The sequence below is a fragment of the Parerythrobacter lacustris genome, assembly GCF_024626475.1.
In the GTDB taxonomy this organism is placed as follows: domain Bacteria; phylum Pseudomonadota; class Alphaproteobacteria; order Sphingomonadales; family Sphingomonadaceae; genus Parerythrobacter_A; species Parerythrobacter_A lacustris.
The window spans coordinates 391,439-401,502 of sequence record NZ_JANKHH010000001.1 but is presented as its reverse complement, the minus strand read 5'-3'; the positions used below and the strand labels follow the sequence as shown (position 1 = coordinate 401,502).

Annotated in this window: 12 protein-coding genes; 8 read left to right on the top strand and 4 right to left on the bottom strand. The window is 64.7% G+C overall.

Annotated features, from left to right (window positions below; translation table 11 throughout):
- On the bottom strand, positions 1–1,110 hold the full coding sequence (locus NSO95_RS02020; RefSeq protein ID WP_257594471.1) for an isoaspartyl peptidase/L-asparaginase family protein: 1,110 nt from the start codon (positions 1,108–1,110) through the stop codon (positions 1–3).
- Between the two features lie 68 nt (positions 1,111–1,178).
- Between NSO95_RS02020 and NSO95_RS02015 the strand changes: the two genes are divergently transcribed.
- The 3 genes from NSO95_RS02015 (at position 1,179) to NSO95_RS02005 (ending at position 4,557) form a co-directional block, all read left to right on the top strand.
- Positions 1,179–1,706: a GNAT family N-acetyltransferase gene (locus NSO95_RS02015; RefSeq protein WP_366518988.1), complete on the top strand. Its 528-nt coding sequence runs from the start codon at positions 1,179–1,181 to the stop codon at positions 1,704–1,706.
- A gap of 13 nt (positions 1,707–1,719) precedes the next feature.
- The gene (locus NSO95_RS02010; RefSeq protein WP_257594470.1) at positions 1,720–2,682 is read left to right on the top strand and encodes an SDR family NAD(P)-dependent oxidoreductase; all 963 of its coding nucleotides are present in this window, start codon (positions 1,720–1,722) and stop codon (positions 2,680–2,682) included.
- A 102-nt stretch (positions 2,683–2,784) separates the two neighbouring features.
- Positions 2,785–4,557: a DUF885 domain-containing protein gene (locus NSO95_RS02005; RefSeq protein WP_257594469.1), complete on the top strand. Its 1,773-nt coding sequence runs from the start codon at positions 2,785–2,787 to the stop codon at positions 4,555–4,557.
- Here the strand turns inward: NSO95_RS02005 and NSO95_RS02000 are convergent.
- The 3 genes from NSO95_RS02000 to bufA2 all read right to left on the bottom strand — a co-directional run bounded on the left by NSO95_RS02000 (position 4,532) and on the right by bufA2 (position 6,515).
- On the bottom strand, positions 4,532–5,320 hold the full coding sequence (locus NSO95_RS02000) for an HvfC/BufC N-terminal domain-containing protein (RefSeq protein WP_257594468.1): 789 nt from the start codon (positions 5,318–5,320) through the stop codon (positions 4,532–4,534). The genes NSO95_RS02005 and NSO95_RS02000 overlap by 26 nt on opposite strands.
- Entirely contained in the window at positions 5,317–6,153 is an 837-nt protein-coding gene (gene bufB, locus NSO95_RS01995) for an MNIO family bufferin maturase (protein ID WP_257594467.1), read from the bottom strand. The genes NSO95_RS02000 and bufB overlap by 4 nt, the downstream gene beginning before the upstream one ends.
- Before the next feature lie 83 nt (positions 6,154–6,236).
- Positions 6,237–6,515, bottom strand: a complete 279-nt coding sequence (bufA2, locus tag NSO95_RS01990) for a BufA2 family periplasmic bufferin-type metallophore (RefSeq protein ID WP_257594466.1) — start codon at positions 6,513–6,515, stop codon at positions 6,237–6,239.
- A 199-nt stretch (positions 6,516–6,714) separates the two neighbouring features.
- Here bufA2 and NSO95_RS01985 point away from each other — a divergent pair, with 199 nt between their 5' ends.
- From NSO95_RS01985 to NSO95_RS01965, 5 genes are all read left to right on the top strand, one after another.
- The gene (locus NSO95_RS01985) at positions 6,715–6,999 is read left to right on the top strand and encodes a BufA1 family periplasmic bufferin-type metallophore (protein ID WP_257594465.1); all 285 of its coding nucleotides are present in this window, start codon (positions 6,715–6,717) and stop codon (positions 6,997–6,999) included.
- A 26-nt stretch (positions 7,000–7,025) separates the two neighbouring features.
- Positions 7,026–7,475 (top strand): DoxX family protein, encoded by a 450-nt coding sequence (locus NSO95_RS01980; RefSeq protein WP_257594464.1) that lies wholly within the window; start codon positions 7,026–7,028, stop codon positions 7,473–7,475.
- Positions 7,476–7,499: 24 nt separating this feature from the next.
- The gene (locus tag NSO95_RS01975; RefSeq protein WP_257594463.1) at positions 7,500–8,030 is read left to right on the top strand and encodes a sigma-70 family RNA polymerase sigma factor; all 531 of its coding nucleotides are present in this window, start codon (positions 7,500–7,502) and stop codon (positions 8,028–8,030) included.
- Positions 8,031–8,032: 2 nt separating this feature from the next.
- A complete protein-coding gene (locus tag NSO95_RS01970; RefSeq protein WP_257594461.1) occupies positions 8,033–8,674 on the top strand; it encodes a DUF1109 domain-containing protein in 642 nt (213 codons plus the stop codon).
- A gap of 64 nt (positions 8,675–8,738) precedes the next feature.
- Positions 8,739–10,058 carry a sensor domain-containing phosphodiesterase gene (locus NSO95_RS01965; RefSeq protein ID WP_257594460.1) on the top strand — a complete coding sequence of 440 codons (1,320 nt, stop codon included), beginning with the start codon at positions 8,739–8,741 and terminating at the stop codon, positions 10,056–10,058.
- The last annotated feature ends 6 nt before the right edge of the window (positions 10,059–10,064 follow it).

Sequence of the window (10,064 nt, the reverse complement as noted above, 5' to 3'; positions counted from 1 at the left end):
CTACTCGGCACTTGGTTCTTCGGCCCCAAAGATCGCGACCTCGTTGAGACCCTCGCTGTTGGCTCGCCCGCGATACATGCCGGGCGTGTTGAAGCTGAAGATGGCGTGGCCTCCCGGCGTAACGATAATGACCCCGCCATCGCCACCCAGAGTGGCAACCTCGGACAAGACCTCGTCGGCCACCGCTTGCACCATGCCTGCGTCGGGGTGCAGGATGCCTTTCGGCGGATTGGAAGAGATCATCGACCCGATTGGTTCTGGGTAAATGATTTCGATCTCCAAGGCGCTCATCCGCAGCTGGGTGCAAATCTCGTGCGCCACGCCGACGCGGATGAAATACTCGCCCGCGCCCGTCGCCGATACAGCGCAGCTACGGTTGTCGGCGTAGGTCCCCGCACCGATCACCGGGGCATCGCCGATCCGGCCCCAGCGCTTGCCGGTCAGCCCGCCGGTCGAGGTGCCCGCCGCGAGGTTGCCTTGGCTGTCGAGCGCCACCGCGCCGACGGTGCCCCATTTATGGTCGACGTCCTGTGCCGAAAGCTGCTCCGCCTTGAGCCGTTCGAGCGATTGCTTGCGCCATTCGGTTTCGAACCACGAGGGATCGACGATCTCCAGCCCCTTGTCGCGCGCGAACTCTTCCGCGCCCGCGCCGCTCAGGAACACATGCCGCCCGTCCTTCAGCACCGCATCGGCAAGCAGGATCGGATTCTTCACCTGCGTCACCCCGGTGATCGCACCCGCCGCGCGGGTGCGGCCGTCCATGATCGCGGCGTCGAGCTCGTTGCGGCCCTCCCAGGTGTAGACCGCGCCGCGCCCGGCGTTGAACTTGGGGTCGTCCTCCATCGGGACGATCGCCGCCTGCACCGCCTCCATCGCAGTGCCGCCATTGCGGAGCACTTCGGCGCCCGCGTCGAGCGCGGATTGCAGCGCGGCGCGATATTCCGCCTCGCGTTCGGGGGTCATGTCCTCGCGCAGGATGACCCCCGCGCCGCCGTGGATCGCGATGGTCCAGAGCGGTGCCTCGACCTCTTCTTCCTGAGCATGGGCGGAACCGGTCATGAGCGACCCCACCAGCATGAGCATAGGCAGCGCGGCAAGCAGGCTCTTCATCCGGCGATCTCCTCTGCCTGCACCGATGCCACGGCCTGCGAGGCGCGACAAGGCGCTGGCGAGCGCCTATGCCTGCCACTATGATTCTGCGGCCCGCCACCCTCGACGATGTCCCCGCGCTCGCGAGGTTTGCAAACGACACGTTCTGCGCGGCGTTCGGCCACCTGTACCGGCCCGAAGACCTCGAGAGCTTCCTCGAGGAGGTCTATTCCGAAGCCTCGGTGCGCGAGGAGGTCGCTGGCGATCAGTGCATCCACCAGCTTGCCTGCGATGGCGCCGGTTTGCTCGGCTACGTCAAGCTGCGATACCCGAGCTGGTATGCCGAGCACTCCGGCGCGCGCGACCCGATCGCGCTCGGCCAGCTCTATACCGACTTGGCCCGCATCGGCGAGGGGATCGGCGCGGCACTGATGGAATGGGCCATCGCCGAGGCGCGGCGGCGCGGCCACGACGCGATCCAGCTGTCCGTCTGGGCGGAGAATTTCGGCGCGCAGCGGTTCTACTCCCGCTATGGCTTCGACAAGATCGCGGATATCGACTTCTGGGTCGGGCAACATCGCGACGACGAATTCCTATATGAAATGCGATTGGGTTGAGAGGAGATTGGCAATGAGCGAGTTCGGTTTCGCGAGCACGGCGGACGATGTGCTGGAAGGCAAGGACCTGAGAGGGCCGACCGCTTTGATTACCGGCGGATATTCCGGTCTGGGCAAGGAAACCGCGCGGGCGATGGCCGCCAAGGGCGCGCATATCATCCTCGCCGGGCGTGACCAGGCGAAGCTCGATGAAGCCGCGCAGGAAATCGCCGCCGAAACCGGGGCGACGGTCGATACGCAGGTGGTCGATCTCGCCTCGCTCGACAGCGTGCGCAAGGCCGGTGCAGAAGCGCGCGGGCGGTTCGACAAGATCGACCTGCTGATCAACAACGCCGGGGTGATGGCCTGCCCGCAAGGCACCACGGCCGACGGGTTCGAGATGCAGTTCGGGACCAACCACTTGGGCCATTTCCTGCTCACCAGCGAGCTGATGCCACTGGTCGAAAAGGGCAAACGTCCGCGGATCGTCAATCTTTCGAGCCGCGGGCATCATATCGCCCCGGTCGATCTCGACGATCCCAATTTCGAGAGCCGCGAATACGACAAATGGATCAGCTACGGCCAGTCGAAGACCGCGAACATCCTGTTCAGCGTCGGGCTGGAGGACCGCTACGGCGCGAAGGGCGTCCACGCCATCGCGCTCCATCCGGGCGGGATCATGACCAATCTCGGCCGCCACATGACGCAGGAAGACGTCGCGTGGATGATGAAGCGGATCGAGGACAATGCGAAAGAGAGCGGCACGCAGGCGCAGGGCTTCAAAACGATTCCCCAAGGCGCGGCGACGACTTGCTGGGCCGCCACCTGCGACGAGCTGGAAGGCAAAGGCGGCGTCTATTGCGAGGATTGCCACGTCGCCGAGCAGGACGACAGCGATCCGGCCGGCGGCGTCCGGTCCTACGCGCTCGACAAGGGCAACGCCGACCGACTGTGGGACCTGTCCGAGCGGCTGGTCGGGCAGGCATTTGCCGCCTGACAGGTCTTTCGCCTGCCGCGCTGGTGCACCGGTCGGATCGGGGCTAGCCAAAGGCGCATCGCAGGGCGACTCGGCTCGCACAAGATTTGGGGAGAAGCCATCATGAGAACTTTCGCCGCCGCCATCGCGCTCGCCGTCGCCATGCCCGCCATGCCGACCGTCGCGCTCGCGCAGACCGAGGACGCCGCGTCGCAGGATTGGGTCGGGACCAGCAATGCCTACACCCAGCAGGTGATCGACATGCAGGCACAGTTCTTCCCCACCGGGGCCTCGTCTGCAGGATACGATCAATACGACGGGCTGGTGAACGACATGTCGCTCGACCGCGACGACCGCTACGTTGCTGCCGCATCGGCGCTCAAGGCGAAGTTCGAGGCCGCGCTTGCATCCGAAAGCAATCCCTATGTGAAGCAAGACCTCCAGATCCTGATTGATTCGCTGAACCAGGACATCGAAGGATTCGCGCTCAACCGGCAGTACATGCTCGAATACAATGACGTGCCACAGGGTCTGTTCGGCAGCATCGGGCAATTGCTTTCCGACCAGACCGCCGAGGCTCGCCGCCCCAAGGCGCTCGAATTGCTCAAGCGCTTCACCGGCCAGTGGCTGGGCACCGAGCCGATGACCACCCTCGCCAAACGCCGCTTCGAAGCGAGCCGGGGAGAGGGCAAAATGGGCCCCTACAAGGTCGAGATCGAGGAAACGGTCGCCAAGGTTCCGATCTTCGTCAGCGGCATCCGCGAACTGTTCGCCAAATACGAGATTGGCGGTGCCGACACAGCGCTCGATGCGATGGAACAGCAGCTCACCGAATATGGCGAATGGACCAGAGCGACCGTTCTCCCGACCGCGCGCGACAATCCGCGCCTGCCGCCCGAACTCTATGCATTGAGCCTGCGGCAGGTGGGGATCGACATGGACCCGCTCGAAGCGATCGAAGAGGCCCGCCGCGGCTTCTACGAAGTGCGCGCCCAGATGGAAGCGCTCGCACCGCAGATCGCGGCGAAGAACGGCTGGACCGAGACCGACTACAAATCGGTCATGCGCCGCCTCAAGCAGGACACCATTCCTGCTGAGGAAATCGAGGAATTTTACCGCGGGGTGAATGCCGAGCTCGAGGCGAAAATCCGCGAGAACCAGATCGTCAGCCTGCCCGACACGGTGCTGCAGATGCGCGTCGCCTCGGTCGCCGAGAGCGCCGCGCAGCCCGCGCCGCACATGCGCCCGCCGCGGCTGATCGGCAACACCGGCGAGCAGGGGACATTCGTGCTCACCGTCTCCAACCCGACCGCCCCGGCAGACGAAGCCTATGACGATTTCAACCACCCGGCGGCAAGCTGGACGCTGAGCGCGCACGAAGCCCGCCCTGGCCACGAGATGCAGTTCGATGCTTTGGTCAAGCAGGGCGTCAGCCTCGCGCGGCTGCTCTATGCCTTCAACAGCGTCAACGTCGAAGGCTGGGCGCTCTATGCCGAGGCCGAGATGTTGCCGCACGAGCCGATCGAGGGCCAGTTCATCGCCCAGCAGTTCCGCCTGCTGCGCACCGCCCGCGCCTTCCTCGACCCGATGCTCAATCTCGGCATGATCAGCCGCGAGGAAGCCGGGCGGGTGCTGAGCGAGGACGCATTGTTCTCCCCCGGCATGGTGAAGCAGGAGCTCGACCGCTACCAGTTCCGCGCGCCGGGGCAGGCGGGCAGCTATTACTACGGCTACCGCAAGCTGGTCGACCTGCGGATCGAGACTGAGGTCGCGCTGGGCGAACGGTTCAACGAGAAAGCGTTCAACGACTTCCTGCTGAGCCAGGGGATCATTCCGCTCGACCTGATGGCGAAGGCGGTGCGGGAGGAATTCATCCCCTCGCAGCGGGCGAACTGACACTTTCGATCAGGCCGTCGTGCAGCCAGCGCCCGAGCATGGCGCCGGCCTGCGCGATGGCGGCCTCTTCGCCCAGCCGGTCGACCAGCATGGCGCAGGCGTCGCCATAGCTTGTGCCGCCGAGGAGCGCGGCCATCGCCTCGCCTTCGGACCGGTCGATGAGGCGGAAGACCGGCTTCAACCCCTCGCGCCAAACGAGGAGGTGCATCGGTGCGTCGAGACGATCGGCCTGCGACGGGCTTTCGCCGTCGGGATCGACCGCGCGCCAAAGCGCGGGAATATCATGCTCCACCGGGGCGAGCGCGGTGCCGGGCAGGAATGCCAGTTGCATTGCGCTCCAGTCGTCCTCGGTGAACAGCGCGGTCGCCCCGGCAAAACCCGCCGCATCGAGCGGCGCGGCATCGGCGGCCACAAAGGCGCGCTGCATCGCCGCTTCGAGCCAGCCGAGTTCGGCGACCTCGGGGTCGCTCTTGAACAGCTCACGCAGCGTATCGGGAAAGCCGTCGCCCGCGCGGTCGAGCGTCCAACTCTTCGGCGGATGGGTAATCAAATGATGCACCGCCGCCTGCCGGAAAGCTTCCTCGCAGACATAGGAGGCAGTCCGCTCGTAGGTCGAGCGCAGTGCTTCGACCAGCGAGGTGCGGTAATTGTTGCGATAGATCGCCAGGCCTGCCGCATGGCGCGCGCTCCAGCCGTCGGGCAGCGCATGATCCTCGTCGAGCACCTGCGCCATGAAATCCTTCTGGCTCGCCGCAAGCGTCATGCAGCGACCTTGCTTCGCGTCCCGGCGGCGATACTGCGTGCGACATCGAGTTCGTCGAGCAATTCCGGCAATGGCGGGATACCGTCGTCGCGCTCGATCATCGTCGCGACCGGGCCGGCCAACGCAACCGCCTCGCGATAGAGGTCCCACACCCCGCCGCATACCGGCTGATCGTGGGTATCGATCTTGATTTCCCCGTCGGTATGGCCCGCGAGGTGGATCTGGCGCACCCGGTCATGCGGCAGGGCGCGCAGGCATTCGCTCGCGTCGAACCCGTGATTGTGCGCGCTGACATAGATGTTGTTGACGTCGAGCAGCAGGTAGCAGCCGCTGCGCTTGGCCATTTCGGCGACGAATTCCCATTCGCGCATTTCGTCCTCGGGGAAGGTGAGATAGCTCGACGGGTTTTCGAACAGCATAGCGCGGCCGAGCGCTTCCTGCGCGTGATCAATGTTGTCGCACACCAGCCGCAGCGCCTCTTCGGTGTAGGGCATCGGCAGCAGGTCGTGGCTGTTGTGCGCGCTGGTGCGGGTCCAGCACAGATGGTCGGACACCCACAAGGGTTCGATCCGCTCCGCCAACGCCCTGAGACGGCGAAGATACTCGCAATCCAGCCCGTGCGCCGAGCCGATCGACATCGAGACGCCGTGCAGGATGACGGGCAGCTTTTCGCGCACCTGCGTCAGCACGCGCAGCGGATTGCCGCCGTCGACCATGAAATTCTCGGAAATCACTTCGACGAAATCGACCGGCACATCGCCATCGAGGAAGTCGGCGTAATGCGTCCGGCGCAGGCCGAGCCCGAAGCCGTCGAAACGGGAGATCGTGTTCATCATCGCGAAGTTCGCACGGAAGGTTGCACGATCCGGCGGCGGTGGGGGGAGGGTCTGGCCGCCGGACCGTGCAGGGTGACCAATCAGCCGATATCGCCGATCGTTCCGCCCTTGGTCAGGCATTCGCCAGCCTTCATCGCCTTGAAGCCATGGCCCTTGCAGGCGTTCTGGCCCTTGCAGGCGCTCTCGGTGGTCGCGCAGTCCGAATTGCCCTTGCAATCATGCACGCCATAGCAGTGGACGGTGTCATTGGCGCTGATGGCCTTGCCCGAGCTTCCAGCGGGCGGTTCTGCGGCGAAGGCGGCGGCCGAACTAAGGGCGAGCGCTGCGGCGGCAGCGGCGAATGCGGTGTTTCTGGTCATGACTGAATTCTCCACAAGACGTGTTGCGATTGGACCGTCCGCGAGCGGACAGACAGCATTTCGATACACCAAGGCGCATGGTTACAGGCCAAAAAATTTTGCACCCAGTAACCAATGGCGGGCGAGGCCCGAACTCCCCGACAGTTCCGCTTCATTGCCGGGGCACCCCCTAAGAAAATTCACGCCGAGGAGAATTTCGATGACCAAGTCCAACATTGCCCGCATCGCCGGCCTCACGCTCGCCGCCGGTATCGCCGCCGGTCTGGCGACCACTCCCGCCACCGCGCAGGGCGGGGCCAAGGAAAAGTGCTACGGCGTTGCCAAGGCAGGCAAGAACGATTGCGCGGCCGGGCCGGGCACCAGCTGCTCGGGCACCTCGACCCGCGACTATCAGGGCAACGCTTGGAAGCTGGTCGACAAGGGAACCTGCACCAAGATCAGCACCCCCAAGGGCAAGGGTTCGCTGACCCCGGTCAAGCGCTGATCGCACGGTAGCGACGGGAGAGCATGATGCAGCGCGTCCTTGCGACTTACGACCGAGTGGCGGAAGCCTTGTCCGGCAAATGGATCGAGAGCGGCGCGCTGCTGCTCACCCGGCTTGCGCTGGCGCAAGTGTTCTGGAGTTCGGGCCGGACCAAGGTGGTGGACGGCACCTGGTTCCAGATCGACGAGACACAGTATTTTCTGTTCGAGGAATTCGGCCTGCCGATATCGCCCCAGATCATGGTGCCGATGTCGATGTATGCCGAGTTCTTCCTGCCAGTGCTGGTTGCCTTGGGGCTGTTCACCCGGATCGGTGCGGCAGGTCTGCTGGGGATGTCGCTGGTGATCCAGTTCCTGATCTTCCCCGAGGCCTGGTGGCCGGTCCACAGCCTGTGGGCGGCGCTTGCTCTGGTTCTCCTGTCGCGTGGTGGCGGGCGCTTTTCGCTCGACGCGCTGTTCATCAAGATGCGACAGTGACGGGACCGGTCGGGGGAGGCAAAAGTGATTGCAGACGAACCCACGCTGGCGCGCCTGATGGCGGCCTCGCAGCAGGGCGACAAGCAGGCCTATACCGTGCTGCTGACCGAGGTGCAGCTGTGGCTGGAGCGCTATTTCCGCCGCCGCTGTGCCCCGGCTATGCTCGACGATCTGGTGCAGGAAGTGATGCTGGCTGTGCATCGCAAGCGCGCCAGCTGGGATGCAAGCCGGCCATTCCTGCCGTGGCTCGCGGCGATCGCGCGCTATCGCTGGGTCGACCATTTGCGGAAAGTCTATCGCACCGAGGAAGATGCGCTGGAGGACCACGATGCGGCGGAAGACAGCGGCGAGGACGCCCTGCTTGCCCGGCTCAGCCTAGAGCGGATGTTCGTCCAGATACCGAGCAAGCAATCCGAAGCCATCGAGCTGGTGAAAATCGAAGGGCTGTCGATTGCAGAGGCGGCCGAACGCAGCGGACAGTCGGAGTCCGCAGTCAAAGTAAATATCCATCGCGGCCTCAAGAAGCTGGCCGCGCTTGTTGAGAAGGCAGAATGATAATGGAACGGGTTCCCAATCCCTTGGTCGGGCAGTTGGCAAATGATCTGGCACCGGTGCGAACGCTGAAGCTGCGCGACGGGCTCGCGCTGGCAGTGCTGGCGCTGGTTGGCACGGTCCTGCTCGTGCAGTTGGTAGAAGGTCTGTGGATGACGGGCGTGTACGGCCACGCCTCGCCGTTCTTCTATATCGGCAATGGCCTGTTGCTGGCGTCGGGGGCCGCAGCGGCCGTGGCAGTGGTATCGATGGCGAGTCCCCGGGTGGGCAATCGTTACGAGGGTCCGAAATGGGCCATGGCGACGGCCGCAGTACTGCCGGTTGCCGCACTGGTCACCTTGCTGGCGCAACCGGGCGGCCCGGCCGCCTATCATGACGAGCACGGCATATATTGCCTCGTCGCGGGGCTCGTGTGCTCGCTGCTGGTCACCGGCGCGCTGGTCCACTGGTTGCGACGCGGCGCACCGGTTTCGATCAGCACCGCAGGCCTGCTGACCGGTGTCGCAGCCACCGCGCTCGGCAGCGCGGCCTACGGCCTCAGCTGCCCGATCGACGATGTTATGCATATCGGGCTGTGGCATGCGGCGCCGGTGCTGGTCGGCGCGATCGCGGGGCGCTTCCTGCTCCCGCCGCTGCTCAAGTGGTGAGCCGCTTTGCAGCCTACCCTTCAGCATTAACAACTATTTAGGGCGAAGGGCGCAAGCTGCGGATATGACAGATCAGCCATCGCTTGCCGTTGCTCTCGACTTACCCGGTGCCGAAATCGATTCCTCGGCATCGCGGGTCGATCGTATCCTCGATGCCGTGCGCGAACACCTCGGGGTGGAAATTGCCTTCGTGACCAAGTTTCATGAACATGACCGCGAGCTGATGAACGTCCGCTCCGACCTCGACTTGCCGATGGGGCCCGGTTATCGCGAGCCCAAGGAAGAGGGTTATTGCTGGCATGTGCTGCAGGGCAATTTGCCCGAATTGATCCAGGACCCGGCAGACTTTCCCTTCACCGAGCAGTTCGCGATCACCCAGATGCTGCCCGTCGGTTGTCACCTCAATGTCCCGCTGCGGATGTCGGATGGCACGGTCTACGGCAGTTTCTGCGCCCTGAGCCGTACCCCCGACCGGTCGATGACCGAACGCGATCTTGGCGTGGTACGCGCCTTCGCGCAGCTCGCCGCCGAACAGATCGAAGTGGAACTGGCCGGTGAGGCACGCCGGTCGGCGCTGCAGAAGACCATCAGCCAGGTCATCAGCGGCAATCGCCTGACGATCATGCACCAGCCGATCCACTCGCTCGCCGATGACCAGCCCGCCGGTGTCGAGTGCCTTGCCCGGTTCCCCGATGCGACCGAGCGTGGCCCCGACCAGTGGTTCAACGAAGCGAGCGAAGTCGGGCTGGGGATCGAGCTCGACATGCTCGCGGTTCGTTCTGCACTCGAAACGCTGCCCTATGTCCCGCCAGGGCACTACATGTCGGTCAATGTCTCGCCCGAGACGGTCATGTCCGGCGCACTGGCGCAGGCGCTGCGCGAGGGTAACGAGGAACGGCTGGTGATCGAAGTCACCGAGCACCAGCGGGTCGCGGACTACGAGGCGCTGGCGAGGGCGCTCAAGGCAATCGCCGGCAAGGCGCGGATCGCGATCGACGATGTCGGCGCCGGATACGCCGGGCTGCGGCACCTCGTCGACCTCGCACCCGATATCCTCAAGCTCGATATGAGTCTCACCCGCGATATCGACAGTGATCCGGCGCGGCGTGCGCTGGCATCGGCACTAGTTAGTTTCTCGCGCGAGATCGGGTGCTCGCTGGTCGCCGAAGGGATCGAGACCGAGGCCGAGAAGCAGGTGCTCGCAAGCCTCGGCGTGACCTATGGGCAGGGCTACTTTTTCAGCCGGCCGCTCCCCGTGATCCGATCGCAGCAATGGTTGCTCAAGACCGAGGGCGGCCGTCCCGATGCCGGGAAGGATGGAGAGATCGCGCGGATCGAAACGTCGAAAGGCATCACTGTGGGTGAACTTCGCCTGCGCGCGTAAGCGGGC